This is a genomic window from Rhizobium chutanense (genome assembly GCF_002531935.1).
Taxonomy (GTDB): domain Bacteria; phylum Pseudomonadota; class Alphaproteobacteria; order Rhizobiales; family Rhizobiaceae; genus Rhizobium; species Rhizobium chutanense.
Map to the genome: position 1 here is coordinate 111124 of NZ_NWSV01000005.1, position 23848 is coordinate 134971.

General features: G+C 61.8%; 29 protein-coding genes. 6 read left to right on the forward strand and 23 right to left on the reverse strand.

Annotation, left to right across the window (positions count from 1 at the left end):
• Nucleotides 1-3: 3 nt before the first annotated feature.
• The 8 genes from CO666_RS10010 to CO666_RS10045 all read right to left on the reverse strand — a co-directional run bounded on the left by CO666_RS10010 (nucleotide 4) and on the right by CO666_RS10045 (nucleotide 7853).
• On the reverse strand, nucleotides 4-336 hold the full coding sequence (locus CO666_RS10010) for an NIPSNAP family protein (protein WP_097611924.1): 333 nt from the start codon (nucleotides 334-336) through the stop codon (nucleotides 4-6).
• Nucleotides 337-341: 5 nt separating this feature from the next.
• On the reverse strand, nucleotides 342-1805 hold the full coding sequence (locus tag CO666_RS10015) for an aldehyde dehydrogenase (protein WP_097611925.1): 1464 nt from the start codon (nucleotides 1803-1805) through the stop codon (nucleotides 342-344).
• Between the two features lie 4 nt (nucleotides 1806-1809).
• Nucleotides 1810-2850: an LLM class flavin-dependent oxidoreductase gene (locus tag CO666_RS10020; RefSeq protein ID WP_097611926.1), complete on the reverse strand. Its 1041-nt coding sequence runs from the start codon at nucleotides 2848-2850 to the stop codon at nucleotides 1810-1812.
• Nucleotides 2847-3782 carry a flavin reductase family protein gene (locus CO666_RS10025; RefSeq protein WP_097611927.1) on the reverse strand — a complete coding sequence of 312 codons (936 nt, stop codon included), beginning with the start codon at nucleotides 3780-3782 and terminating at the stop codon, nucleotides 2847-2849. Before CO666_RS10025 ends, CO666_RS10020 begins: the two co-directional genes overlap by 4 nt.
• Entirely contained in the window at nucleotides 3779-4624 is an 846-nt protein-coding gene (locus CO666_RS10030) for an alpha/beta fold hydrolase (RefSeq protein WP_097611928.1), read from the reverse strand. The genes CO666_RS10025 and CO666_RS10030 overlap by 4 nt, the downstream gene beginning before the upstream one ends.
• A 16-nt stretch (nucleotides 4625-4640) precedes the next feature.
• Nucleotides 4641-5243 carry an amino acid synthesis family protein gene (locus CO666_RS10035; protein WP_097611929.1) on the reverse strand — a complete coding sequence of 201 codons (603 nt, stop codon included), beginning with the start codon at nucleotides 5241-5243 and terminating at the stop codon, nucleotides 4641-4643.
• Between the two features lie 387 nt (nucleotides 5244-5630).
• The gene (locus CO666_RS10040; protein WP_097611930.1) at nucleotides 5631-6326 is read right to left on the reverse strand and encodes a GntR family transcriptional regulator; all 696 of its coding nucleotides are present in this window, start codon (nucleotides 6324-6326) and stop codon (nucleotides 5631-5633) included.
• A gap of 156 nt (nucleotides 6327-6482) precedes the next feature.
• Nucleotides 6483-7853 (reverse strand): FAD/NAD(P)-binding protein, encoded by a 1371-nt coding sequence (locus CO666_RS10045; protein WP_097611931.1) that lies wholly within the window; start codon nucleotides 7851-7853, stop codon nucleotides 6483-6485.
• A gap of 224 nt (nucleotides 7854-8077) precedes the next feature.
• Here CO666_RS10045 and tauA point away from each other — a divergent pair, with 224 nt between their 5' ends.
• Genes tauA through CO666_RS10060 form a run of 3 tightly spaced genes read left to right on the forward strand, consistent with a single transcriptional unit; the run spans nucleotide 8078 to nucleotide 10787 of the window.
• Nucleotides 8078-9091 carry a taurine ABC transporter substrate-binding protein gene (tauA, locus tag CO666_RS10050; RefSeq protein ID WP_097611932.1) on the forward strand — a complete coding sequence of 338 codons (1014 nt, stop codon included), beginning with the start codon at nucleotides 8078-8080 and terminating at the stop codon, nucleotides 9089-9091.
• Between the two features lie 56 nt (nucleotides 9092-9147).
• Entirely contained in the window at nucleotides 9148-9936 is a 789-nt protein-coding gene (locus CO666_RS10055) for a taurine ABC transporter ATP-binding protein (protein WP_097611933.1), read from the forward strand.
• Nucleotides 9933-10787 (forward strand): ABC transporter permease subunit, encoded by an 855-nt coding sequence (locus CO666_RS10060; protein ID WP_097611934.1) that lies wholly within the window; start codon nucleotides 9933-9935, stop codon nucleotides 10785-10787. Before CO666_RS10055 ends, CO666_RS10060 begins: the two co-directional genes overlap by 4 nt.
• Nucleotides 10788-10811: 24 nt before the next feature.
• On the opposite strand, the gene CO666_RS10065 is transcribed toward CO666_RS10060, so the two are convergent.
• The 7 genes from CO666_RS10065 to msuE all read right to left on the reverse strand — a co-directional run bounded on the left by CO666_RS10065 (nucleotide 10812) and on the right by msuE (nucleotide 13663).
• Nucleotides 10812-11510 (reverse strand): gamma-glutamylcyclotransferase, encoded by a 699-nt coding sequence (locus CO666_RS10065; protein ID WP_425352408.1) that lies wholly within the window; start codon nucleotides 11508-11510, stop codon nucleotides 10812-10814.
• A gap of 45 nt (nucleotides 11511-11555) precedes the next feature.
• Nucleotides 11556-11864 (reverse strand): hypothetical protein, encoded by a 309-nt coding sequence (locus CO666_RS10070; RefSeq protein WP_097611936.1) that lies wholly within the window; start codon nucleotides 11862-11864, stop codon nucleotides 11556-11558.
• 9 nt (nucleotides 11865-11873) lie between these two features.
• On the reverse strand, nucleotides 11874-12455 hold the full coding sequence (locus CO666_RS10075; RefSeq protein WP_097611937.1) for an RBBP9/YdeN family alpha/beta hydrolase: 582 nt from the start codon (nucleotides 12453-12455) through the stop codon (nucleotides 11874-11876).
• Nucleotides 12452-12604: a hypothetical protein gene (locus CO666_RS34120; RefSeq protein ID WP_179869651.1), complete on the reverse strand. Its 153-nt coding sequence runs from the start codon at nucleotides 12602-12604 to the stop codon at nucleotides 12452-12454. The genes CO666_RS10075 and CO666_RS34120 overlap by 4 nt, the downstream gene beginning before the upstream one ends.
• 12 nt (nucleotides 12605-12616) lie before the next feature.
• Nucleotides 12617-12790, reverse strand: a complete 174-nt coding sequence (locus tag CO666_RS34125; RefSeq protein WP_179869652.1) for a hypothetical protein — start codon at nucleotides 12788-12790, stop codon at nucleotides 12617-12619.
• Between the two features lie 103 nt (nucleotides 12791-12893).
• Nucleotides 12894-13091, reverse strand: a complete 198-nt coding sequence (locus tag CO666_RS10080; RefSeq protein WP_097611938.1) for a hypothetical protein — start codon at nucleotides 13089-13091, stop codon at nucleotides 12894-12896.
• Between the two features lie 11 nt (nucleotides 13092-13102).
• Complete coding sequence (gene msuE / locus CO666_RS10085) at nucleotides 13103-13663, reverse strand: FMN reductase (protein WP_097611939.1); 561 nt, start codon at nucleotides 13661-13663, stop codon at nucleotides 13103-13105.
• Nucleotides 13664-14037: 374 nt separating this feature from the next.
• Between msuE and CO666_RS10090 the strand changes: the two genes are divergently transcribed.
• From CO666_RS10090 to CO666_RS10100, 3 genes are all read left to right on the forward strand, one after another.
• Nucleotides 14038-14223, forward strand: coding sequence for a hypothetical protein (locus tag CO666_RS10090; protein WP_097611940.1), 186 nt, complete (start codon nucleotides 14038-14040; stop codon nucleotides 14221-14223).
• Nucleotides 14213-14833, forward strand: coding sequence for a helix-turn-helix domain-containing protein (locus tag CO666_RS10095; RefSeq protein WP_097611941.1), 621 nt, complete (start codon nucleotides 14213-14215; stop codon nucleotides 14831-14833). Before CO666_RS10090 ends, CO666_RS10095 begins: the two co-directional genes overlap by 11 nt.
• A 99-nt stretch (nucleotides 14834-14932) precedes the next feature.
• The gene (locus CO666_RS10100; protein ID WP_245436764.1) at nucleotides 14933-15283 is read left to right on the forward strand and encodes a hypothetical protein; all 351 of its coding nucleotides are present in this window, start codon (nucleotides 14933-14935) and stop codon (nucleotides 15281-15283) included.
• 180 nt (nucleotides 15284-15463) lie between these two features.
• On the opposite strand, the gene CO666_RS10105 is transcribed toward CO666_RS10100, so the two are convergent.
• From CO666_RS10105 to CO666_RS10140, 8 genes are all read right to left on the reverse strand, one after another.
• The gene (locus tag CO666_RS10105; RefSeq protein WP_097611943.1) at nucleotides 15464-16381 is read right to left on the reverse strand and encodes a fatty acid desaturase; all 918 of its coding nucleotides are present in this window, start codon (nucleotides 16379-16381) and stop codon (nucleotides 15464-15466) included.
• A gap of 146 nt (nucleotides 16382-16527) precedes the next feature.
• Nucleotides 16528-17124: a 2-hydroxychromene-2-carboxylate isomerase gene (locus CO666_RS10110; protein ID WP_097611944.1), complete on the reverse strand. Its 597-nt coding sequence runs from the start codon at nucleotides 17122-17124 to the stop codon at nucleotides 16528-16530.
• Nucleotides 17125-17185: 61 nt separating this feature from the next.
• A complete protein-coding gene (locus tag CO666_RS10115; RefSeq protein ID WP_097611945.1) occupies nucleotides 17186-18223 on the reverse strand; it encodes an LLM class flavin-dependent oxidoreductase in 1038 nt (345 codons plus the stop codon).
• Between the two features lie 4 nt (nucleotides 18224-18227).
• Nucleotides 18228-19163 carry an ABC transporter substrate-binding protein gene (locus CO666_RS10120; RefSeq protein WP_097611946.1) on the reverse strand — a complete coding sequence of 312 codons (936 nt, stop codon included), beginning with the start codon at nucleotides 19161-19163 and terminating at the stop codon, nucleotides 18228-18230.
• Nucleotides 19164-19227: 64 nt separating this feature from the next.
• Nucleotides 19228-20172: an ABC transporter substrate-binding protein gene (locus tag CO666_RS10125; protein ID WP_097611947.1), complete on the reverse strand. Its 945-nt coding sequence runs from the start codon at nucleotides 20170-20172 to the stop codon at nucleotides 19228-19230.
• Between the two features lie 92 nt (nucleotides 20173-20264).
• Entirely contained in the window at nucleotides 20265-22040 is a 1776-nt protein-coding gene (locus CO666_RS34880) for an amino acid ABC transporter permease/ATP-binding protein (RefSeq protein WP_097611948.1), read from the reverse strand.
• A gap of 37 nt (nucleotides 22041-22077) precedes the next feature.
• Nucleotides 22078-22623: a GNAT family N-acetyltransferase gene (locus tag CO666_RS10135; protein ID WP_097612223.1), complete on the reverse strand. Its 546-nt coding sequence runs from the start codon at nucleotides 22621-22623 to the stop codon at nucleotides 22078-22080.
• A gap of 8 nt (nucleotides 22624-22631) precedes the next feature.
• Nucleotides 22632-23831: a M20 aminoacylase family protein gene (locus CO666_RS10140; RefSeq protein WP_097611949.1), complete on the reverse strand. Its 1200-nt coding sequence runs from the start codon at nucleotides 23829-23831 to the stop codon at nucleotides 22632-22634.
• Nucleotides 23832-23848: the final 17 nt, after the last annotated feature.

Sequence of the window (23848 nt, forward strand, 5' to 3'; positions counted from 1 at the left end):
GCCTTATGCCGTCAGTGCGCCTCGCTCTTGGGGAGAGAAGCTTGCTGGCTTCATAATCTTGTTTTCCGCCACCTCGATGAGGTCACGAATCTTGGGCAGGAAGGCCTGCCATCGGGGGTCGGCCAGAAGCCGCTGGCGCCTCGCCTCCCGGTCGTCCAGGCTTGTGAAGGCCCAGATGTGGACGATCTCGTTGATCGTGCCGATCTCCGAGAAGAAGTAGCCGACCAGCGTGCCGAGATGGCTCTTCTGGATCTCGATGCCCTCTTCCTCGACGACCTTGAGATATTGCGGGATCGCGCCGTTCTTCAGCCGATAGGTGCGGATTTCGTAAAACATCGGCGCTACCTCATCACGAAGGGATCAGGGATCGGATCGTCGGATGTCCGAAGCCAGATCGTCTTGGTGCGGGTATAATCGAGCGCCGCGGCCATGCCGCCTTCCCTGCCGTGGCCCGAGAGGCCGAAGCCGCCGAAGGGTGCGATCGGCGATACCGCGCGGTAGGTGTTGACCCAGACGATGCCGGCACGGATGCCCTTCATCAGCCGGTGCGCCCGGGTGAGGTTCTGGGTGAAGACGCCGGAGGCAAGGCCATAGCGGGTGTCGTTGGCAAGCCTCAGCGCCTCGGCCTCGGTCTCGAAGGACACGACCGACAGGACCGGGCCGAAGAATTCCTCGATCAGCGAGGGCGAGGCGACATCGTCGCAATCGAGGATCGTCGGCGGGAAGTAAAAGCCTTCGCCGTCGATCTTGCGCCCGCCGGTGACGAGACGGGCGCCGCTTTCAACTGACCTCTCGACAAGGGCGCCGATATTGTCCTGCTGGCGCTTGGTGGCAAGCGGGCCGACTTCGGTCGCCATGTCGAGCGGTGCGCCGATCCGGATCGCCTCCGCCTTCTCGCGCAGCAGGGCGACGAACCTGTCCTTGACGCTGCGTTCGACGATCAGCCGCGATCCGGCAACACAGCTCTGCCCCGTCGCGGCAAAAATGCCCGCCACCTGGGCGTTGGCGGCACTTTCGAGGTCGGCATCGGCAAAGACGATGAAGGGCGACTTGCCGCCGAGCTCAAGCGAGGTGGAGGCGAGGTTTTCGGCCGAATTGCGAACGACGTGCCGCGCGGTCTCGGGACCGCCGGTAAAGGCGACGTGCGCGACCTTCGGATGACGGCCGAGTGCTGCGCCACAGGAGGCGCCGAAGCCGGTGATGATGTTGACGACGCCGGCGGGAAAGCCTGCTTCATGCACCAGACGCGCAAATTCGAGAAGCGGCGCCGGCCCGTCTTCCGAGGCCTTGACCACCATCGTGCAGCCGGCAGCGAGCGCCGGGCCGATCTTGACCGCCGACAGGAAGAGCTGGCTGTTCCACGGCACGACCATGGCAACGACGCCGATCGGCTCGCGGCGAAGCCAGACATCCATGTCGGGCTTGTCGATCGGCAGGTAGGCGCCTTCGATCTTGTCGGCGATTCCGGCATAATAGCGATAGTACTCGGCGACATAGGCGATCTGCGCCGATGTTTCGCGGATGATCTTGCCGGTGTCGCGCGTCTCCAGTTCGGCCAGCACCTGCGCGTTGGCGGCAACGAGGTCAGCCAGCCTGTAAAGCAGCTTGCCGCGCTGCGTCGCCGTCATTTTCGACCAGGGGCCTTCGTAGAGCGCCCTGTCGGCAGCGTTCATAGCCCGGTCGACATCGCCCTCGCGCGCTTCCGGCATATCGGCCCAGACCGTGCCTGTGGCCGGATCGATGCTCTGATAACGGGCCTCACCGTCCGAGAATTCGCCGTCGATATAATCCTGGAAACGCCGCATGGTCCTACTCCTGAAATGCCGGCATGACCTCGGCGATGAAGCGTTCGAGCGACGCCTTCTTGCGCTCGAAGCTCATGCCGGTGTCGATCCAGAAGGAATATTCGTCATAGCCGAGCGCTTCATAGGCCTTGAGCCGATCGATGACGGTCCGGGCGTCGCCAACGACATTGTTGGTGCGCATGACCTGGTCCGACAGCATGGCATTCGCTCTGATCTGCTCATCCGGAATCCGCTCGATCAGGCCTTGGGTGACCGGCTTCTCATTCTTGAACCAGGCGAAGAAATAGTTGTAGTAAACGCTGAGTTCATGCGCGGCCTGGGCGACGTCCTCTTCCGATGAGCCGACATAAGTATGGCGCAGCAGCATGATCTTCGGCCGCTCGACATCCGGATTCTTGGCGCAGGCATCGTTGAAGCGGTCCATCAGCGACTGGACCTCGTCGTCGCCCTGCCAGAGCGGCGTGACCTGGACGTTGCAGCCATTGGCGACGGCAAATTCGTGCGAGTTGGGATCGCGCGCAGCGACCCAGATCGGCGGGTTCGGCTGCTGCAGCGGCTTCGGCGCCGAGGTGGTCGCAGGGAATTTGAAGAACTCGCCGTCATGAGCGTAGTCGCCGGCCCATATGCCCTTGACCGCCGGGATGAGCTCGCGCATGCGCTGGCCGGCACCCCAGGCATCGAGGCCGGGCAGCAGACGCTCGTATTCGAAGGAATAGGCGCCGCGCGCAATGCCGATATCGAGCCTGCCGTCGCAGATGATGTCGGTCATAGCAGCCTCGCCGGCAAGCTTGATCGGATGCCAGAAGGGAGCGATCACCGTTCCCGTGCCGAGCCTTGCCCGCGATGTGCGGCGCGCCAGATCGGCAATGGTCACGAACGGGTTGGGGGCAATGGTGAAATCCATGCCATGATGTTCGCCCGTCCAGATCGCATGCATGCCGCCCTTGTCGGCGATCTCGCAGAGCGCGACGAATTCCTCATAGAGGCTCTTATGGCTCTGGCTGGCGTCGAGCCGTTCCATATGAACGAAGAGGGAGAACTTCATGCTTTTGCGCCCTTGGCTGGAATGGGATGGACAGTGCCGCCGGTCTCGTCGCCGAAATAGACGCCGAAATTGCCGATCGAGCTTTCCATCGCGAAGCGGTTGACGATATCGGCGGTCGAACTGGTCTTGAATTTTGCCGCAGCCAGTGCATCGGGTTTTACGAACCTGCCGCTCGCCGGCTCCCCATCGCCTGCGACAGCGTGGTAGACGATGTGCTGCTTGCCGTCGCTCTTGCCCTCGTAGACCGAATAGAGAAAGCCGATGCTGACCTTCAGCCCGGTTGATGTCTCCAGATATTTCTCCAGCGTCTCGGTCGGATTGCCGTCATGAGCATCGATGCTCGGCAGGGAGAGCACGTCGTCGCCGAGGAGCAGAACCTCGCCGCGGCGTTCGACGACGGCCGCAAGTTCGATATTGCCTTCGGCTGCCGCCGAAACCGCCTTGCTTGCGAGCGTCGGCGTGAAATAGCCGCCGCGGGCATAACCGAGACCGTTGCGACCGCTATTGTCGAAAGCTTCGATGCGTCCCATCAGGATGACGTGGTCGCCGGCCTCGATGACCTCTTCCATGGCGCATTCGAACCAGGCCGCCACATTCGAGAAGACCGGGCAGCCGGCCGCCCCCTTGGCCCATTCGACCGCCGCAAATCGGTCTTCAACGGGGCGCGCAAAAGTATTCGACACGTCCTTCTGCGTTTCCGAAAGCACATTGATCGCGAAATGCTGCGCGCCGGTCATGGTGGCGAAATTGCGCGAGGTCTTGGCAAGGCAAACGAGGAGCAAGGGCGGATTGAGAGAGACCGATGTGAAGGAGTTCGCGGTGAAGCCGATCGGATTTCCATCTGCGTCGCAGGCAGTGACGACGGTCACGCCTGTAGGAAACGCGCCGAACGCATCACGCAATGCCCTTGGGTCGACAGTCTGCATTGTCATCGTTCATCCTCCCCGAACGACAGCCACTCAGCGAGCAGCGAATTGACGACATCGGGCGCGGTCAGGTTCACCATATGACGATGACCGTCCACGATACGGGCCCAGCCTCGCGGCGCGAGCGCCGCCATTTGCTCCGCCATCAAAGGCGTCGAATTCGGATCATCGGACCCCGTCAGAAACAGGGCCGGACCTTGGACGTCTTTCCAGCGATCGGCATAGGTCTCATCTCCGCCGGCAAACGCAGCGTAGGCGACAGCATATCCCTCGGGATCGACGAGGTTGAGCCATGTCCGCGTCAATTCACGCGCAACAACGCTATTCGGATCGTCGCCGAACCAGCGAGCCAAGGGACCTTCCTTGTCGACGCCGGTGACCGGGATGGCCGCGGCGCGGGCGAGCACGGCAGCTTTTGCTTGCCGGTCGCGCCTGTAGACGCCGTTGAGGTAGGCGACACGGCTGATACGTTCGCCGAAGGTCGCCGCCGCCCCTCCCGATACCAGCGCTCCCATGGAGTGGCCGGCAACATTCGCAGTCTCGATCGCCATCTCGTCGAGAAAGCGCCCGAACCAGGCGACGAACTCTTCGAGGCGGCTGCCCGCCGGCAATTTTGCGCTGTCGCCATGTCCCGGCATGTCGACGGCGATGACGCGGTGGCCGGCCGACAGAAAGGCGATCTGCGGAGCCCAGGCCTCGAGCCGCATGCCGACGCCATGGATCAGAACCAGCGGTTCGCCGCTGCCGGCCTCGTGATAGGCCGTTCCGCTTGCCGTCTTCTTTCGGGGCAAATCACCGGCGGCGCTCTTTGCTGTAGCGGCGCCTGAGATCGATCCGGCTGTCAGCATCTCGGAGCCCACCCCTTCAAACGCCCGCAGGGTTGGCGACGTCCTGCCCCAGATCCTTCAGATCCTGGTAGCGGTCGCCAATGCGGTGATGGGGACGCCCGCCGACCGAAGCGCCGAGAGCCACGACGATCTCGTCGGCGGCAGGCGCGTCGGGGATCGCCGTCTGGATGGTCAGATAGTGCGAACGGCGGCCTTCGTCGTTCTTGTCCATCAGCGGGATCATGATCGGCGCATTGGCAGGACCGCGCGTGTTGCAGAAGGCGAGATAGGATTTGGCGCCGACAGCATGGCGATAAAAATTGCCGAAGCGCAGCGTGTGGATCAGCGCGGAGGCATGTTCGATCTCGCCGTCCAGGCCGACGACGGCGGCCTTGCCATAGGCTTCGACGGCATCGCCGGAACCGACGGCATCGATGATCATCTTGGTCAGCAACTCGCCGAGAACCGGAGCGCCCGCATGGATTTCGGGCTTGAGGTCCTCGACGAAGCCGCGGCCCGCCCAAGGGTTCTTCACGACTGCAAAAGCGGAAAACAGTTTGAGCGGCACTGCCGCGGTCTTGCCGCCTTCGATCAGCGTCGTTTCGATCTGCAGTCCCGTCTTGCGAATTTGAATGGCCATGGAACACCTCACCTCTTTATTTTGTATTATGGTATACCATAATATGTGAGTGTCAAGTTGGTTTCGGCGAAGACGCAGAGGCCCGATCGCCCGGAAGCGCTTTCTTCACTCAGCCTATTGTCAGAAGCCGCACGGTGCGGCGCTCGCTCGCAGCGACGCGACGTATCGGAAGGTCAAAACGATCCCAGCCCATATGATACCGCCTTATATATTATTGAATATGGCATACCATCACATCGAGCAAAGTTGAGTGTCAAGCGTGGAGTTTGGATTCTCCTCGTTCCGGCAAGAACGTGATTAAGGATGCGGGAAGGCATCGACACATGTCGATGCAGCAGACGGCTTTGCTACCCTCTCTCGCGAAGATCGCAGTGGTCGCGCCCAGCCCTATTCGGCAGGCTTCTGCGCAGACAGGACCGCCTCGGCAATTGCGCTCGCAGCCGCGACGTGATCCATCGCCGCCCGTTGAGCACCCTCGCCGTCGCCGCGGCGGATGGCGTCGACGATCTTCGACATCTGCAGCGGCCCTTCGATGCCGCGCCTTTCCGTCTTGATTGTCATCGAGCGCAGGTGGTTGATGCGCACGGTCAGCAGGTTGACGACGCCCCAGGCGACATGCCTGTCGACCATGGTGAACAGCGTCTGATAGAAAGACGAGGTATTGGCCAGCACGCCCGCCATATCGCTATCGCGATAGCTGTTGCGGATTGCGGTGAGGGACTCTTCGAGCGCGGCGACGATCTCGGGGCTGCCACGCTCCGCGCATAGCCGCGCCGCCATGCCTTCGAGCGCACCGCGGATCTCATAGATCTGCCTGGCTTCGTCGATATCCAGCTGGGCGACGATCGGTCCCTTGTTCGGCAGATTGGCGACCAGCCCTTCCGATTCCAGATGTCTCAGAACCTCGCGCACGACCGTCCGGCTGACGCCGAGCTGGGCGCAGAGATCACGCTCGACGAGGCGGTCTCCGGGACGAAAATATCCGTTGACGATGGCCTCGCGAACCTTGTCGAGTGCCAATTCACGCAATGTCTTCGCAGGACGCTCGACCCTGATTGCTGCGTCCTTCAGAGCACCGCTCATACCGTACCTCAGTGTTGGATTGACGTTGCACGCTCAGTTCCAGCGGCAGCCGAATTAGGAATCGTATTATGGCCTACCAAATACTGTAGCTGTCGGCGGCCGGCAATTCAACAGCACCGTGCTGATCCCAGGATTGTCGGCCCTAGGATTGTCGGCCTATGCATCGGAAACGGGCCGCGCCCTGACGATCTCTTCGACCACGGTCTTCGCCTGCACCCGGATGTCGGGGACGGCGGTGATCTCCCAGAATTGCCCCGCCGTCAAGGCGCCGACGGCAAACAACCGGGCAGACGAGCTCCGGGACGGAGCCATGACCTCGGAAGCCGCATCCACCTGGATGCCGAGGCCGAGAGGATCGGGGACGATCAGTTGGAACCGGCTCATTTCCTTCAAAAGCGGCGAATGGCTGAGCCCGGCGCGCTCCATCCCCGTGCAGTTGACCAGCCAGTCCGCGCCGATCTCGGCGATCTCGCGCTTCGCCCTGACCCTGTAACCGGCGACGAGCCTGTCTTGCCCGGCCTCGAGCGATTTCAGGAAGCCCGCGTGGAAGCGAACGGTTCCGTCCGACACCAGTTTCTCGAATGCGGCGAACACGTCGGGCGCGACCCGGTGACGGTGGATGTTCCACCAGGGAAGCGCATGCCTGAGGAAACGCGCCCGCTCCTCGCTCGAAAGCCTTTGCCAGAGCGCCTGCGTGACCGGCCTCAGGCCGTCCATCACACTCCGCCAGTCGGCGACCTCCCTGCTCTTGCCCCGCAAGGTCTTCAACAGGACGCTGATCGTCCGGGGAAGTCTCTCGACGTCGATCGGCAGAGGCGCCGGCGGCATCTTCGCATGTCCGAGTGGTGCCAGGCCGCGCCGCGAAAGCACGTCGATCCTGCCTCTATGGCCGTGGGCGCGAAGAGCGAGAACCTGATCGATCATCGTCAAGCCGGAGCCGAGGATGCAGACCGCATCGGAAGGTGCGACGCGCCTCAGCCATGAGAGCCGCCACGGGTTCTCGATGATCCGCGACCGCAAAAATGGCGGGACGCCGGCCGGATCGACCGGAAGGTTCGCGTTTCCGACACCAAGACAGAGCACCACATTCTTCCCGGCAATCTCATCGCCATTGCCGAGGTGGAAGGCGAGCGTGCTCGCGTAGCGCTCCACGCATCCCGCCGCCTTGGCCTTGATGAAGTCGACCCGGCAACGGCCGTCCCGCTTTCGCAGCAGCCGCGCAAGCGTATCTCTAACATAAAGACCGTAATCGCTGCGCGAGGCGAAATCGCCGGCCTGCAGCTGGCGTCCACGGCTTTTCAGCCAGTCGACAAAATCGTCGGGATGATGCGGCAGCAGGCTCATGCGGCCGGCTGGAACATTGAGGCGATGGAGATAAAGTTCCGTCCGGTACGCCGTCCCGCGGCCGAAACCGGGATCGTCACCGACGACGGCAACCTTCGCCGAGACGGGAAGCTGCTCGATGAGATTGCAGGTCACAGCGATCGCTGAAAAACCGGAACCAACGACGATCACATCGTATATCAACGCATTCTCCCTGAAGCTTCACACCGCCATCGAGGCATCTCGTCGTTCAAGCCCGCGTCACCCGCAGGCCCTTCCAGATTGCACCGGCAACGGAATCATGAAAACAAATGTCTCCATTGTCTATAAATATAGTTTGTTATTTCTCCCGCTAGCCCATTCCCACCCATTACCCTTTCGAGGGTGAGATCAAGGGGCCGGGTGGCCCTCAAACACAGGGGCTCAAGATGAATTTCAAAAAATTGGTTGCCGCGATCGCCATCGGCGTCGGCACTCTTGCAACGGCGGTTATCGCGGAAGCCGCGGACAAGAAGGTCGTCGTCGGTTATCAAACCGACGCCTTGCCGTCTTCCGTGGCGATCGCCAATGGCGAATTCGCCAAGGAAACCGGATACGAGATCGACTTTCGCAGGTTTAACTCCGGCGCCGAGATCTTTGCGGCGATTGCCTCCGGCGACGTCCAGGTCGGCTATGTCGGCTCCAGCCCGTTTGCGGCTGCGGTCTCGCGCGGGCTCGAGGTCAAGGCCTTCTACCTCGCCTCCATCTCCGGCATCGACGAGGCTCTCGTCGTCCGCAACGGTTCCGGCATCGAAAGCCTGAACGATCTGAAGGGCAAGAAGCTTGCTGCCGCGCCTGTTTCCACCGACCACTATCAGCTGCTGGCGCTGATCAAATCGCTCGGCCTGACCGAGAAGGACGTTCAGGTCTTCGCCATCCCGCAGCCCGAAATCGTCGCCAGCTATAACCGCGGCGATATCGATGGCGGCTTCGTCTGGGATCCGGCGCTCACCGAACTGAAGAAAAACGGCAAGGTTCTCGTCACCTCCAAGGACGTGGCGGACAAGGGTGCGCCGACCTTCTCGGCCTGGGTCGCGACCTCGAAATTTGCCGCCGACAACCCAGCCTTCCTGAAAGGCTTCGCCTCGGTCATCAACAAATATTACGCGTCCTTCGCCTCGGACAAAGCTGCCTGGGGTCCCGACAGCGACAATGCCAAGTCGCTCGCCAAGCTTCTCGGCGGCACAGCCGACCAGCAGGCATCGGCCCTGAAGAACCTGACGCTGCTCACGCCCGAGGTCCAGGCATCGGATGCCTGGCTCGGCGGCGGCGAAAAGGCGGGTGCCGGCAAGATCCTCAAGGACACTGCTTCGTTCCTGAAGGAACAGGGCAAGGTGTCCGACGTACTGGCGAATTACGGCGCCTTCGTCACCGCCGACGCGCTGACCGCCGTCAGCAACTGATCCTCCCCGACGCCGGCGCGGCTTGCCGCGTCGGCGTCTAATTTGCGAGCGGCACCATGCTTAAAGTCGATCACGCCAGCGTTTTCTTCGCAGCCCGCGACGGGCGTACCGTTCACGCGCTCGATCGCGTGTCTTTCGATATTCCCGAACGAGGTTTCGTCGTGGCACTCGGAGCGTCGGGATGCGGCAAGTCAACTCTTCTCAACGCGATTGCCGGTTTCCTTCCGCTTTCGGAAGGCCGGATCACCCTCGACGGCCGTGCTGTCGAACGGCCGGGTGCCGATCGTGGCGTCGTCTTTCAGAAGGACTCGCTGCTGCCGTGGAAATCCGTGGCCGACAATGTCGCGCTCGGTCTGAAATTCGCCGGCGTCAAGCGCAAGGAGCGCGAAGCGCGCGCGCTGGAATTGCTCAGGCTCACCGGCCTTGATGAATTCGCCGGCGCTTTTCCCTACGAACTCTCCGGCGGCATGCGCCAGCGTGTCGGCATCGCCCGGGCTCTGGCGACAAATCCCGACATCCTGCTGATGGATGAGCCATTCGGCGCGCTCGACAGCCTGACGCGCGAACAGATGCAGGAGCTGCTGGTTTCCATCTGGAATAAAACGGCAAAGAAGGTTTTCTTCATCACCCACTCGATCGAAGAGGCCCTGTTCCTGGGGACGCAGGTCCTGGTCATGTCGCCGCGGCCGGGACGCGTCGTGGCGCGCTTCGATCTCGATTTCGTCCGCCGCTTCGCCGAAACCGGCGACGCCCGGTCGATCAAGGCGTCGCCGCAATTTGCCGAGCTGCGCGAGGAAATCCGCGCCATTCTGCACAGCACCGAAGATTTGAGGAGCGCCGCATGAGCGATATCGTCCAGGCCCCGCCGATTGCGGCCGGTAGAGAGGACCACCAGGTCAAGCTCGTGAAAATGGCTAGCTTCGGCGCCGGTGAGAAATCGACGGTGGTCATCAGCATTGCCACGGCGCTTGCCATATTGCTGCTGTGGTGGGTCGTATCGGCGCTCGGCGTCGTTCCACATCTGTTCCTGCCGCGCCCGGACGAGGTGCTGACGCAGATCGGCGCCGTCTATCGCGACGGTTACGCCGGCGCGTCGCTCTCCGAGCATGTTTTTGCGAGCCTGTTCCGCATCGTCGTCGCAGCCCTCATCGCCATTTCCGCCGGTATTCCGCTGGGCTTGCTGATGGGGCTGAATCGCTGGGCGAAAGGCGTGCTCGACGCGCCGATCGAGTTCTACTGGCCGCTTCCGCCGCTTTCCTACCTGCCGCTGATGATCATCTGGCTCGGCATCGGCGAAACGTCGAAGATCACGCTGCTGGTGCTGGCGATGTTCGCGCCGATCTGCCTGTCGGCCCAGGCCGGCGTTCGTTCGCTGCCGATCGAGCGCGTCAATGCCGCCCGTTCGCTGGGCGCCAGCCGGCTGCAGCTCTTCCTCGATATCGTCCTGCCGTCGGCCCTGCCCGAGATCCTCACCGGCATCCGCATCGCGCTCGGCATCGGCTGGGGTACGCTGGTCGCGGCCGAATTGATCGCCTCCACGCGCGGGATCGGTTTCATGATCATGTCGGCGTCGCAGTTCCTGGCGACCGACGTCGTCTTCGTCGGCATCGGCATCATCGCGATCTGCGCCTTCACCTTCTCGGCCGCTATCCGCTTTCTGGAAGCGTTCCTCGTGCCCTGGAAGGGCAAGCTCTGACCGAATGGCACCAGGCAGCCCTGTTCAACGGCTGCCTGATGCCCCGTTCAGCCCGTGTATGGCGACGAGTTCGGCTGCGACCAGTTGCTGAAGCCGCCATAGATTGCGGTCCCGAATGCCGCGTTCCTCCAGATGCTTCACGGTCAGATACAGATATTCGGCGCAGGAGCCGATGTGTCCGCAGGCGCGCGCCAGCACCCGCGCCACCGTCTCCAGCGGCAATTTGCGGGAAACACGCTCGCCCTTGGGGCCAGCCCAAAAGACCAGCGCGCGTACCAACCCATGCGCGGTCGCGACCGGGATCCAGCGAACCGTCGCGGCGTCTTCCATTGTGCCGACCTCACGGCGGATCAATCGCCGCAGTTGGCCAAGGCGATCGTCGTCGGCGAGCCTGAAGACGATGCCGTTGCAACGGCCACCCCGGTCAAGCGCCATCATCAGGCCCGGCTGAGCCCGCGTTCCCCGCCAGCGGGTCATCTCCAGGCAGAAGGAGCGGTGCCAGCCTCGTGTCGCGCCATGCTGTGCTTCGACGGCATCGAAGTCCGGCTTCCATATCAATGATCCGTAGGCGAAGATCCAAAGCGGCGCGCCCGCCGACTCGTGAAACAGCCGCTCGGCCAGCATCTCCAGCTCCGCCTCGGTCAACGGTTTTCGGTGCGGTTCCGGACCGACATCGACCTCGGGGCGAAGGCTCAGCGACACAAGTTCGTCCGTCAGAGCCATTCTCGGTCCGGGCATCAAAATGGTGCTTCCCAGGCCGGTCATCCGTCAATGCACCGAGGATGTGGCGGGCTCTGCCTGCCGCAGTTGCAAGCTGCGCAGCAGCAGCGCGGCTTCCCTGACAATTGCCGAGAATGTCGCATCATCGGCCTCTGCGATCCTTCCTGTCATGTCGCGGATGATCGTCGTGAGACGGACGATCGACGTGCGATGCTGCGCATCTTCCGATCCCGTTTCGGCATCGGCCATGGCCAGCAGCGTCTGCACCAGCCGTTCCATTGTCTGCCGGCGCCGGCTCCTCGGATCGGCATTCGGATCTTCACTCAGGCGCAAGAGGTCGGCGACGATATCGGACATTGCGCTGCCTCACACCGCAAAGGCCGGCGACATGGAAACCGTAGGCCTGCGCCCCCGCGCCTGCGTCTTCAAGGCCTCCAGCAGCCGGTAGCCGCTGCGCCAGCGACCAAAGCCGCTGGCAACATTGATGTGGCCGGCAAGGCCGATATTCCTGGTCTCGGCGTTCCACAGGCGGCCGAAAAGCGTCAGCCGGTCGACCGTCATGTAGGCATCGTTCATGCTGCCGACAACGATGCTGGGGAAAGGCAGAGGCGCCGTCGGCATGCCGCCGAAGGTGATATGTCCCGGATGCAGGATTTCGGTGGCCTGCAGATCGCAGGGAGCGACGAGCAGCGCCCCTTTGACGCGGCGTGCTGCATTTCGCCCCGCCAGCCGGGCGGCAAGCAGGCATCCGAGACTATGGGCAACGAGATAGGCCTCGCCCGCTTCGTCAAGCGCGCCTTCCAGCTGCAGCAGCCAGGCGTCGAGGTTCGGACGATCCCAGTCATTTTGAGCGACGCAACGACTGCCCGGCTGATCCTCCAGCCAGTGCTGTTGCCAATGCCCTTCTCCCGAGCCGAAGAGGCCGGGAAGGATGAGGACTTCGCTCATCGAATCAGCCCAATCACCAGAGCGAACAGAAAGGTGAAGGAGCCGATGATCGCGCAGAGCCCGGCCGCATCCCGAAATTGCGCCATCAGGCTTGCCGTTGCTCTTCTCCCGCCGTGCCGGCCGGGGCCGCTCTCAAAGACGACTGCCATGACGCTACCTCCTCAATACCAAAGGCCGGGCACAGTGCCCCAATAGTGGAGTTCGTATTCGCGGGCCGACCGGTCCCGCTCGTCGTCCCGCCCGGACGAGGCGTCTATAGGCCTCCGCGCAACAGGCATCTTCGCCATGACCAAACCGACCGCGCGTTTCAGCCATGAGTGGAAATCAAGCGTCATGCGAACCTCCTGTCAGGGACCGATATTCTCCGGCTGGAATCGTGCTCTCACTCTTTGAATCGACGCATCGCCAAAACCGCTGCACACTTCTGCGCAACACGCTCTAGGAAATCAGCGAATGGCGTTGCGCATTGGCAAGAAGCTCGTGAAGCGACGCAGTCGGTCTGTAGAGCATCAGCAGGCGGTTCTCCTCGCGTTTGGCCAGGCGATAGCGTCGGGCGAATTCGAAGACGCTCCACAATTGCTCGCCGGAAGCCGGCCTTTCCGCATCGGGGATCATTGCTTCCTGAGATCGGGCCATGGCGACGGCCCTTATTCCGCCGCCGCCAATGCCGGGTTTGCGCCCGGAAAGAAGGCTGCCAATTCGCCGACCACCTCGCCCACGCGGCTCAGAAGCGGATCGGACGAGACGGCATAATCGGTGAAATCGCGATCGGACGCATAAACGGCCGTCGGCAGGGTGTGGGCCATGAAAAAGCCGAACAGCGGCCGAAGCTGATGCTCGACCATCAACGCATGCCGGTCGCCGCCGCCTGTCGCCGTGATGATGATCGGCTTGCCGCGAAGTTCGTGCGGATCGATCAGATCGATGAGGTGCTTGAAATGGCCCGGATAAGAACCCTTGTAGGTCGGTGAGCCGATGATCAGCGCGTCGGCATGCACGATCTCGTCGACGACATGTCTGGCCTGCTCGTCGAGGTCCTTGCGCCACAAAGCGCTGCCCAGCGACGGACCGACATCATGCAGATCATAGGTCTTGCTCGTAAATCCGTAGCGAATGCTCGCGCGTTCGGCGACGTGCCGCACAAGCGCCAGCGTCTTCGATGGACGGTTGAAGCTGCCGGCTATGCCGACGAGTTTGAAACCTGACATGGTTTTTCCTCTCTTTGATTGCCTCAAATATTGTCTATAAAATTGATAGATTAAAGGAACATGCGTCTCTCCTTGTTCGCCTGGTTGAAAAAAACGTTCGCCCACGCCGCGGCACGCATAGGCTGCATGGTGATCGTCATGGATCGGGATAGCGGCTGTGGGAAGGGCGCGTCTTGGCATGGAGGAACCCGGCGGCGGCGGCTCAATGATGCCGTCGGCAAGACCTTGCGAACGGCTTGCGATAAATGGCTTTGCCGTAAGGTCGAATATTATTGGTATAAGATTTCCGGTTCAGGCGAACGATTGGATGACACACCCTGCCCTTTCCGCTGTCAAAAATATACAATCCTTATAGATTTTAGCGGGAGTTTTTCATGCCATTGCAGACGGCTGATGTCATCGATTTCCAGGCCTACCGGCAGGCGCGCAGCAAAGATGCGTCCGATGCGCTCAAGGCGGCGACGCCGGTATCCTTTGCCATGCAGCCCGTTCTGATGTGGGTGCCCTATTGGGGCTTTGTCCCGGTCATGGCGATGGGCATTGCCGGATATGGCGCCTGATCAAGCGCTTCTCTCCGACGGCGAAGCCATAGACGCCGCCGAGGAGATCACCGTTCAGACAGGACAGAATTTGCGGCGCATTCGCACCCGCCGCGGCTATTCCCTCGACAGGCTGGCAAAGATCGCCGGCGTCAGCCGCGCCATGCTCGGCCAGATCGAGACCGGCAAAAGCAGCCCGACGCTCAGTATCCTCTCGAAGATCGCCTTGGCTCTCGGCATTCCCTGTGCCGCCCTGATCGCCGAACGCAGCGAAACCGCGATCGTTACCGTGCCGCGGGCAAGATCGAAAATCCTCGCCTCTTCCGAGGGGCGCTTCCGGACGAGGGCGCTGTTCCCCTTCGAAGGCGAACGGAAGGTCGAATTCTACGAGCTGAGGATCGCTCCCCACCACACCGAAAACGCCGATGCTCATCAGCATGGAACGGTCGAAAATCTGGTTGTCGCCCAAGGCACCGTCGAAATCATCGCCGGCAGGCAGGCGCCGCATATCCTCGGTGAAGGCGACGCCATCATCTTCGAGGCCGACGTACCCCATATTTACCGAAACATGACCGGAACGGAAGCGATCCTCTTTCTGGTGACGACCTATCTCGAAGAAGTTCGCGTCTGACGCAAAAAGAGCCCCCGTCTCCGGAGGCTCTCGGTCATCCTTGCCATGACAGCGCCGCGCATCTTTTCAGATGCGCTGGAGACGGCTCAGGCGGCCATCATGCAGCACATCATCATGCCGCCGCAGTTCATCATGACAGGCATGCCGCCAGACATCATCGACATCATGCGCTTGCAGCATTCCATGAACATGTCCTTGTCCATGCCTTCCATCGGCTTCATTTCGCAGACCATGCCTTCGGCGGTCATGGTGCACTTCATGGCGCCCATCATCATCATCATCGGCATCATCGCGCCGTTCATCATGGGCATGCCCGACATCATCGGCATCATTCCACCCATCATCGGGTTCATCATGGCAGGCATCATGTTGTTCATCATCGGCATCATGTTCATGGCGGGGTTCATCGTTTCTCTCCGATCAATACAGCAGCGTTTCGCGTTTCAATGAAACGGGAGATAAAAGAACTAATTGCAGCAAACAATGTAAAAAAATCTTCCCATATCTTTTCCTCCAATAGAATGGAGCTGTTTCGGTGGGATTGCGCAATATCGCCAAGATAACGGAATTTCATCCGCTATGATCGCCCGCGGGGAGCAAGGCCCGCTGCGCCCGACAGGCCGCGACCCGCTATGAGTGGCGGGGATGCTTGGGATCGTCGTGCGGCTTCAGCAAAAACCGGCGTGCGATATCCCAATAGCCGTCATAGACAAGCCCGCCATTCGAACGGATGAGCGTTTCGCGGTTGTGCCGATAGACCGCAGGAAGACGATACCAGGAGATGCCCGGCCGACGGTGATGGAGAACGTGCAGATTGTTGTAGAGAAACAGCAAGCCGAAGAGACGGCTGTTTTCGACGATGGCGGTGCGTTCCTCGTGGCTGTCGGCATATCGGTGCTCGGCATAGGATCTGAGCCGCGTCATCGCCGCACCCGTATAGACGAAAGCAAGATAAAGCCACAGCGGCACGCCGCAAACGATCGTCGCCCAGAAGAGCACGAAGGCGACGCCGATGCCGTGCACCGCCCAAATCCGCCGCCGTCCCGGTTCGTTCGCCCGGACCAGCCGCCATTCCTGCCCGAGGAAACTCAGCAGCATCACGGCAGGGCCGATGGTCAAACGGCCGAATAAGGTGGTGTTCCACCGCGCCAGCAGCCTGCCGGCCGCGCCGAGCTGTTCCCAGGCCGCCCTGGTGAAATAGGAGGATTCGGGATCCTCGATCGGATCGGTCAGATATTCGTCGCGATGATGCTCCAGATGGCTTTCCCTATAGATCGGATAGGGCAGCCACAGCGACAGCGGGATCGATCCGATCGCGTCGTTTACTCTTTGGTTTCCTGTCGGATGGCCGTGAATGACCTCGTGCTGAAGGGATCCATGCCAGGCGATCAACCAGCCTCCGGCAATCACCGCCACGATCATCGGCAATGCTTGCCACCACCAAGTCAGCGCGAGAAATCCGCCATGGATAACGAGTGCAAGAATGACTGTCGGCCATTCCGTCGAACGCGACGAAATGGCGGCGGCCTGTGACGTTCTGTCGAGCATGCGTGTGGTTTCCCCTTCAACCACACCAATGTATCGAACGGCTTTCGCAGTAGAGAATAAAGACTATCTATTTTATAGACTTATCTGAAAAAATCCGTTTCAACCCGGGCTTTCCGATGATCGACGAAGCGCGGACTTACCCGAGTTCAAGGCTTGTCGCCGCGAAGATGGCGTTCGAGGAACGGTAAATTGTCCTGTCCCCAATAAATCTCGCCGTCATAGACATAGGTGGGAAAACCGAAGACGCCGCTGTCGCGGGCATGAACGCGATCCGCCGCCCACTTGTTCTGGACATCGTCGTCGGCTTGCCGCCTGAGAAGGGCCGCCCCATCGAAACCTGCGGCGACGACGATCGCCTCGCGCACATCGGGCCTGCCGATATCCTTCGCTTCGCTCCAGAAGGCGTGCTGGAGGGCGCGGGCAACGCCGATCCAATCCTGTCCGTCGAGATAGGCTGCAATTACGAAGAGGGAGGCCGGCGTCGGATCGCCGAGCTCGGGACGATGATCGAGCCGCAGTTCCTTGCCGCGCACGCGCGCCCAGCGCTTGAGATCCCGCGTCCAGTAAGCGCGCCGGATTTCCGGACGGTTGCGTGAGAAGATGCCGCCATTTTCCTCGACGACCGTCGTCAGATAGGGCGTGATGACGACGTCGTTCTTCGCTGCGAGTTCGGTGAAAGCGTCGAAGCCGATATAGGACCAGGGCGATCCGATCGAAAAGAAATACTCTACCGTTTTGGTCACTGATCAATGTTCCTCGTAAATGACTGTTGCGGCGGCGATGAGATCGCCGTCGTGGCGGCTGTCAGGAAGCAACCCGGATTTCCGGCTGCCGTTTCCAGCCGAGCTCGGGTGCGATCGTTGTCACGAAGTCGTGGAGGATCTGGCGATATTCCTCGTGCTCGAACTCGTAGGGAAGCTCCAGCCGCAGCTCGCCCACCTCGGGCAGGATGGGATCGGCGAAAAGCTGCTCCAATATCTCGTCCGACGTGCCGACGACATCACGGGCAAACAAGGTGCGCCGCTCGCCCTGCGGCGAAAGCGTCCGCGCGTGGCGGCCATCGGCATAGTCGCGATACCGCCGGCGCGTCGCCGCATCGGCGCGGTCGAAAGGTACGATGACGCGACCGAGTGCGACTCGGCGATGGCTGCCGGCGCTGCGAAAGGTTTCGATCAACCGCGATTGCGCGGTGAAAAAATCATCCGTCCCCTCGCCCGTGATCACATTGCCGGTCAACAGGTTGAAGCCATTGCGGCCGGCCCATGCGGCCGAACGCTGCGACCCGCCGCCATACCAGATCCGGTCGATCAACCCCCTCGCATAAGGCTGCAGGCGTGGCCGCTGCGGGCCGAACGGCGTCTTGATCAAGGTCCGCTCGTCACCGAGATAGGTGCCGCGCAGATTGTCGGCGAAGCGCAGCACGCGATCATGCGAGAAATCGTAACCGCTCCAGTCGCCGTCGAAGACAAGCGGCGCGATCAGCTCGGCATGCAGCGGCCGGCCGGCGCTGACGCCGATGTTCAGCCGCCCGCGTGCGAGAACATCGACGGTCGCCAGGTCTTCAGCAAGCCGATAGGGACTTTCATAGCCGATCGGAATGACCGCCGTTCCGAGCTCTATCCGGCTGGTGCGCTGCGTGGCCGCCGCCAGGAAGGCGCTCGCCGAAGAAATCCCCGGCTCCAGGTGCCGCTGGCGGACCCAGGCGCTCTCGAAGCCCAGCTCCTCGCCATATTGCAGTTGCTGCAGCGTCTGCTCCAATCCCGACAGCGGATCGTCGTCGGGATAGTTGCCGGGGGTGAGGAAGCCGATATGGCTGATGGATATGTTGCCCACGCCTGTCATCCCATCAGTATTTCGGCAGGCCGGGCGGGTTGGTCTCGGATGCCGGCAAGGCTTCCTCGGAAAGATGCCAATGGTCGAGGATTTTTGCATATGTGCCGTCCTTGATCAGGCCGTTGGTGGCGACAGTCAGCGCATCGGCGAGCCCGCTGCCTTTGCGCGTGGTGATCGCGACGTCGGAACGATCAGGCCAGCCGGCGCTCAGCGTGCCGACACGCTTGATGTTCTTGTCGCGCGCGGCGATGAAGACCAGCTGCGCGTGCGGCTGAACGATGACATCGGCCCGGCCCGACTGCAGCGCAAGAAGGCTCGTCGCCTCGTCGTCGTAATATTGCAGCTCGATCGGCTTCAGGCCGGCGGCGACATCCTGCTCGCTCCATTTCACCAGGATGCGCTCCTGATTGGTGCCGGCGCCGACGACGATCCTGAGGCCGGCGGCGTCCTTCGGCTCCTTAATCGAGGCAACGGCACTGTCGGATTTCACGAAAATACCGTGCAGGCCCTGTCGATAGGTGGAGAAATCGAACTTCTCCTTGCGCTGTTCGGTGACCCCGACATTGGAGATGACGGCATCGTACTTGCCGGAAGTGAGGCCGAGCGGCCAGTCGATCCAGGCGACGGGCACGATCTCCAGCGTCAGGCCGAGGCTGTCGGCAATGGCGTAGGCATAGTCGGGATCGGCCCCGACGACGGTCTTGGCGTCGGTCGCATAGGTCGAAAGCGGCGGACCGCCGGGGCTGACGGCGATGGTGAATTTGCCTGGCGTGACGAACTTGAAATCCTTTGAGATCGCGGCAATTGCCGCCTCGTTCCTGGCGGCATGCAGTCTGCCCGGCTGCTGCGGGCTGAGGTCGAACTCGTCGGCCGCACGGGTTGCGCCGAAGGAAAGGCCGGACGCGATCGCGGCGATCAGCAGGGTCCGGAATGCCGGAAAGGCAATCATCGTCTTCAATCTCCAAATTGGCAGGCAGGGATGGCCGGCAGGAATACTGCCGGCCGGACAAGCATCAGGAGCCGCTCTTCGGCAAGCCGGGCGGGTTGGTCTGCGCCTTGTCGATCGCTTCCGGGCCGAGATTCCACGTATCGAGGATTTTCTTATAGGCGCCGCCGGCGATCAGGTCGTTGACGACATCGGTCACCGGCGCCGCCAGGCCGCTGCCCTTGCGGGTGGTGACCGCAATCTCGGCGGTGATCGGCCAGCCGCCGCTGACGGTGCCGACCAGCTTGGTCTTGCCGTTTATCCCCGCCGAATAGGCCTGCGTCGCGTTGACGCTGAAGACGGCGTCGGCCCTGCCCGACTGGACGGCGAGATCCTTCACCGCGTCGTCGTCATAATATTGCACCTCGATCGGCTTCAGGCCGGCGGCAACGTTCTGCCGGTCCCATTCCAGCAGAATCTTCTCCTGGTTGGTGCCGGCATCGGTAATGACCTTCAGGCCGGCAATATCCTTCGGCTGCTTGAGCGCCGTGATCGGGCTATCCGCCTTGACGTAGAAGCCAAGCTCGTCCTTCCGGTAGGTCGAGAAGTCGAATTTCTCCTTGCGCTCCTCCGTGACCGTCACGTTGGAGATCACCGCGTCGAATTTTCCTGAGGTCAGCCCCAGCGGCCAATCGGCCCAGGCGACGGAAACGAGATTGAGCTTCAGGCCAAGGCTGTCGGCAATCGCCTGCGCGAGGTCGACGTCGTAGCCGATCACCGTTTTGGAATCGGAGGCATAATCATGCAGCGGCAGGTTGCCGCTCGAGCTGATGCCGACGGTGAAGACGCCGCTTTCGACGAATTTGAAGTCCTTGACTTCGGCAATGCGCTTGTCGTTCTTTTCCAGCCGCAGCCGGTTCGGCTGTTCCGGGCTGAGATCGAACTTCTGCTGGGCCTGCGCCGAACCGAAACCGATCGCGGCAACGGTGACGGCTCCCGCTATCAGAAGCCTTGCTTTAACTGCAAATGTCATGCCCCTTCTCCATTTCATCTTGAGGTTGTGATTATTGTCATTCCACCGGAGCAGCCCGTCGCGGCCCGGCATTTCGCCAGCGCTGTCAGGCGCTAGAGAACTTTGGCGAGGAACTCGCGTGTTCGGGGGTGCTCGGCTTGCGTGAAGATCCGGGCCGGCGGGCCTGCTTCGAGGATACGGCCGCTTTCCATGAAGACGACGGTGTCGGCGACTTCGCGGGCAAAACCGATTTCATGGGTGACGATGACGAGTGTCGTGCCGGTGCGGGCAAGCTCCTTGATGACATCGAGCACTTCGCCGACGAGTTCCGGATCGAGTGCCGAGGTCGGCTCGTCGAAGAGCAGCACCTTCGGGCGGAGCGCCAGCGCGCGGGCGATCGCCACGCGCTGCTGCTGGCCGCCGGAGAGCTGGCGCGGATAGGCGTTGATCTTGTCGCTGAGGCCGATGCGCGCAAGCAGCTCCTGCGCCAATTGCACGGCATCCTCGCGGCTGACGCCGCGCACTTGGATCGGCGCCTCGATCAGGTTTTCGAGCACGGTCAGATGCGGGAAGAGATTGAAGCTCTGGAAGACCATGCCGATATCGGCACGGCGCTGAAGGATCTGTTTCTCCTTGAGCTCGTAGAGCGTGTCGCCCTTCCTGCTATAGCCGACGAAATCGCCGTCGACCGAAATGAAGCCCTCATCGACACGCTCCAGATGGTTGATGGCGCGCAGAAGCGTCGACTTGCCGGAACCGGATGGGCCGAGGATGGCGGTCACGCTGCCGGCCGGCAGGCTGAGCTCGACTTTATCAAGCACCTTCAGCGAGCCGAAACTCTTCGAGATGCCTTGGATACGCACTGCGCCGCCTGCGGCCCTGAGGACCGCCGCATCCCGGAAGCCGGTCTTGCGCACCGTGTCGGTTGCCGCATCGAGGACAGGAAGCGGACGGCGGAAGCGCTCGAAAAATGCCTGAAAAGGCAGCGGTGTCGGATTGCGCACGGCGCCCTTGGAGAAGTAGCGCTCGATATAGCGCTGCGCGATCGACAGCACCGTCATGATGATCAGATACCAGACGGTCGCCACCATCAGCAGCGGAATGACTTCGAGATTGCGGCGGTAGATCACCTGCACCGTGTAGAAGAGTTCCGGCAGCGCCAGAACGTAGACCATCGACGTGCTCTTCGCCAATCCGATCAGCTCGTTAAAGCCGGTCGGCAGGATCGATCGCATGGCCTGCGGCAGCACGATACGAAAGGCCTGGCGCCGGCGCGGCAGGCCGAGTGCGGCGGCGGCCTCCAGCTGCCCATGGTCGACCGACAGGATGCCGCCGCGGACGATCTCGGCGAAAAAGGCCGACTGGTTGAGCGTGAGACCGAGGAAAGCGGCGGCAAACGGCGTCAGCAGCTGCACCGTGGGATAGTCGATGAAGACCGTATCGGTGAAGGGAATGCCGATCTTGATCGTCTCATAGAGGTAGCCGAGATTGTTCAAGATCAGCAGCAGCACGATGACGGGGATCGAGCGCAGCAACCAGATATAGCCCCAGGAAAGACCGGAGAGCAGCGGCGATCTGGAGACGCGGGCAAGCGCCAGCGCCGTTCCGAGAATGGAACCGGATATGGCGGCAAGCACGGTCAGGAGCAACGTCCTGCCGAGGCCGACGAGCACCGGCTCGGCGAAGAACCATTCGGCAAAGACGTTCCAACCCCAGCGCGGATTGGTGAAGGTCGAATAGAGCACGGCAATGATGACGACGGCGGCAAAGATCGTGCCTGCCAGACGGCCGGGATGGCGTGCCGGCACGATGCGGTAACGGGAATAGTCCTTCGATTCTGCCGTCCTGCTGCCGGGATCGATACCGGCGAAATCCGTCGTCAGTGCCATTGTGCTTCCCTTTTATGATTGTCGGTCTTTGCCGTTTTCAGTGATTTGCGCCGGCCACGCGCAGGCGCGGTGCCGCATCTTCGAGAGCAGGCCCGGCGAGATGGGTGATGTCCTTCTCGAAGGGCAGGCTCTTGTAGATTTCGGGATCGGCTGATGTGTCGAAGAGCGCGGTGTAGCCATAGTTCAGATAGAGGCCGACGGCCTCGGGCTGGCGAAAGCCGGTTGTGAGGTAGATACGGGCATAGCCCTGGCGGGCGGCCTGGATCTCCAGCTCCACCAGCACCTTGCGGGCAAGCCCCTGGCGGCGCAGGTCGGAACGCGTCCAGATGCGTTTAAATTCGGCCGTGCGCTCATCATAATGCTTGAAGGCGCCGCCGCCGATGGTTTCACCATTGCGGATCAGCAGCAGGAAATTGCCGTGAGGCGGCGCAAAGGCTTCAGCCGGATAGCGATTGAGTTCGGCGGCCGCACCTTCGGCATTGAAATAGGTGCCGTAGCGGCTGTCATATTCGTGGATCAATTCATCGATCAGCGGCTTGGCGCGCGGATCGAGAGGGCTCGTATAGAGAAACGTATCGCTCATATCGTTCGTCACCCGTTGTCATCAGTGAGGAAGGTTTCGGCGAGCCGCACCCAGTAGCGGGCGGCGGGCGCGATGATCGCGTCGTTGAAATCGTAGTGAGCGCTGTGAAGAGGAGCGCTGTCGCCATTGCCGACGAAAAGATAGCTGCCGGGATTGGCCTGCAGCATGAAGGCGAAATCCTCGCTTGCGGTTCTCGGCCGGAAATCCTTCTCGATCGCGGCGAGGCCGAGCGCGTCATAGGCGACATCACGGGCAAATGCCGTCTCTTTGGCGTGATTGACCAACGCCGGAAAGCCGAGGCGGTAGTTCACATCCGCCTCGGCGCCGAAGCTTTCGGCCTGGGCACGGGCAAGGGCTGGAATACGCTTCTGCAGCAGCTGGCGGACGGTCTCGCTGAAAGCCCGCATGGTGAGCTTCATCTCCACGCTCTCGGGGATCACGTTCGAGGCGGAGCCGGCATGGATCGAGCCGACGGTGGCGACCGCCATATCCTGTGGATCGACATTGCGCGAGACGACGCTCTGCAGGGCAGTGATGAAGGAGGCCGAAGCCAGCACCGGATCGACGGTCCGGTGCGGTTCGGCACCATGGCCGCCCTTGCCGATGATCTTGATGACCGCCTTGTCGACCGAAGCCATGGCCGGGCCGGCTACGAAGCCGAATTGGCCGGTCGGCACACCCGGCCAATTGTGCAGCCCAAAGACCGCATCGACAGGAAAACGTTCGAACAGGCCTTCCGAGATCATCTTGCGGGCACCGGCGCCGATCTCCTCGGCGGGCTGGAAGATCAGCCGCAGCGTGCCGCTGAAATTGCCGCTCTCTGCAAGATAGCGGGCAGCGGCCAAGAGGATCGAGGTATGGCCGTCATGGCCGCAGGCATGCATAACGCCGGGATTGCTGCTGGCATAGGCAAGGCCGGTCGCCTCTTCGATCGGCAGCGCATCCATATCGGCGCGAATGCCGATCCGCTTCTTGCCGCCCCCGCGCTTGAGGGTGGCGACGATGCCGGTGCCGGCAATGCCCGTCGCCACCTCATAACCCCAGGCAGAAAGCCGGGATGCCACGAGCTTGCTGGTCCTCAGCTCCTGGAACGCCAGCTCCGGATATTGATGCAGGTCGTGGCGAAGCGCGATGATCTCGTCGAGATAAGAGGCGATGTTCTTCTCGACCGGATCGTTGCTGCGCGGGTTTTGAGCGATGATATCCATGGCGGTTCGCCGGCGCC

What these genes read in the sequence shown, in the direction of transcription:
- CO666_RS10010 (WP_097611924.1), bottom strand. Translation starts at nt 336, where the DNA reads ATGTTTTACGAAATCCGCACCTATCGGCTGAAGAACGGCGCGATCCCG.
- CO666_RS10015 (WP_097611925.1), bottom strand. Translation starts at nt 1,805, where the DNA reads ATGCGGCGTTTCCAGGATTATATCGACGGCGAATTCTCGGACGGTGAG.
- CO666_RS10020 (WP_097611926.1), bottom strand. Translation starts at nt 2,850, where the DNA reads ATGAAGTTCTCCCTCTTCGTTCATATGGAACGGCTCGACGCCAGCCAG.
- CO666_RS10025 (WP_097611927.1), bottom strand. Translation starts at nt 3,782, where the DNA reads ATGACAATGCAGACTGTCGACCCAAGGGCATTGCGTGATGCGTTCGGC.
- CO666_RS10030 (WP_097611928.1), bottom strand. Translation starts at nt 4,624, where the DNA reads ATGCTGACAGCCGGATCGATCTCAGGCGCCGCTACAGCAAAGAGCGCC.
- CO666_RS10035 (WP_097611929.1), bottom strand. Translation starts at nt 5,243, where the DNA reads ATGGCCATTCAAATTCGCAAGACGGGACTGCAGATCGAAACGACGCTG.
- CO666_RS10040 (WP_097611930.1), bottom strand. Translation starts at nt 6,326, where the DNA reads ATGAGCGGTGCTCTGAAGGACGCAGCAATCAGGGTCGAGCGTCCTGCG.
- tauA (WP_097611932.1), top strand. Translation starts at nt 8,078, where the DNA reads ATGAATTTCAAAAAATTGGTTGCCGCGATCGCCATCGGCGTCGGCACT.
- CO666_RS10055 (WP_097611933.1), top strand. Translation starts at nt 9,148, where the DNA reads ATGCTTAAAGTCGATCACGCCAGCGTTTTCTTCGCAGCCCGCGACGGG.
- CO666_RS10060 (WP_097611934.1), top strand. Translation starts at nt 9,933, where the DNA reads ATGAGCGATATCGTCCAGGCCCCGCCGATTGCGGCCGGTAGAGAGGAC.
- CO666_RS10065 (WP_425352408.1), bottom strand. Translation starts at nt 11,510, where the DNA reads ATGGCTCTGACGGACGAACTTGTGTCGCTGAGCCTTCGCCCCGAGGTC.
- CO666_RS10070 (WP_097611936.1), bottom strand. Translation starts at nt 11,864, where the DNA reads ATGTCCGATATCGTCGCCGACCTCTTGCGCCTGAGTGAAGATCCGAAT.
- CO666_RS10075 (WP_097611937.1), bottom strand. Translation starts at nt 12,455, where the DNA reads ATGAGCGAAGTCCTCATCCTTCCCGGCCTCTTCGGCTCGGGAGAAGGG.
- CO666_RS34120 (WP_179869651.1), bottom strand. Translation starts at nt 12,604, where the DNA reads ATGGCAGTCGTCTTTGAGAGCGGCCCCGGCCGGCACGGCGGGAGAAGA.
- CO666_RS34125 (WP_179869652.1), bottom strand. Translation starts at nt 12,790, where the DNA reads ATGACGCTTGATTTCCACTCATGGCTGAAACGCGCGGTCGGTTTGGTC.
- CO666_RS10080 (WP_097611938.1), bottom strand. Translation starts at nt 13,091, where the DNA reads ATGGCCCGATCTCAGGAAGCAATGATCCCCGATGCGGAAAGGCCGGCT.
- msuE (WP_097611939.1), bottom strand. Translation starts at nt 13,663, where the DNA reads ATGTCAGGTTTCAAACTCGTCGGCATAGCCGGCAGCTTCAACCGTCCA.
- CO666_RS10090 (WP_097611940.1), top strand. Translation starts at nt 14,038, where the DNA reads ATGCCATTGCAGACGGCTGATGTCATCGATTTCCAGGCCTACCGGCAG.
- CO666_RS10095 (WP_097611941.1), top strand. Translation starts at nt 14,213, where the DNA reads ATGGCGCCTGATCAAGCGCTTCTCTCCGACGGCGAAGCCATAGACGCC.
- CO666_RS10100 (WP_245436764.1), top strand. Translation starts at nt 14,933, where the DNA reads ATGCAGCACATCATCATGCCGCCGCAGTTCATCATGACAGGCATGCCG.
- CO666_RS10105 (WP_097611943.1), bottom strand. Translation starts at nt 16,381, where the DNA reads ATGCTCGACAGAACGTCACAGGCCGCCGCCATTTCGTCGCGTTCGACG.
- CO666_RS10115 (WP_097611945.1), bottom strand. Translation starts at nt 18,223, where the DNA reads ATGACAGGCGTGGGCAACATATCCATCAGCCATATCGGCTTCCTCACC.
- CO666_RS10120 (WP_097611946.1), bottom strand. Translation starts at nt 19,163, where the DNA reads ATGATTGCCTTTCCGGCATTCCGGACCCTGCTGATCGCCGCGATCGCG.
- CO666_RS10125 (WP_097611947.1), bottom strand. Translation starts at nt 20,172, where the DNA reads ATGACATTTGCAGTTAAAGCAAGGCTTCTGATAGCGGGAGCCGTCACC.
- CO666_RS34880 (WP_097611948.1), bottom strand. Translation starts at nt 22,040, where the DNA reads ATGGCACTGACGACGGATTTCGCCGGTATCGATCCCGGCAGCAGGACG.
- CO666_RS10135 (WP_097612223.1), bottom strand. Translation starts at nt 22,623, where the DNA reads ATGAGCGATACGTTTCTCTATACGAGCCCTCTCGATCCGCGCGCCAAG.
- CO666_RS10140 (WP_097611949.1), bottom strand. Translation starts at nt 23,831, where the DNA reads ATGGATATCATCGCTCAAAACCCGCGCAGCAACGATCCGGTCGAGAAG.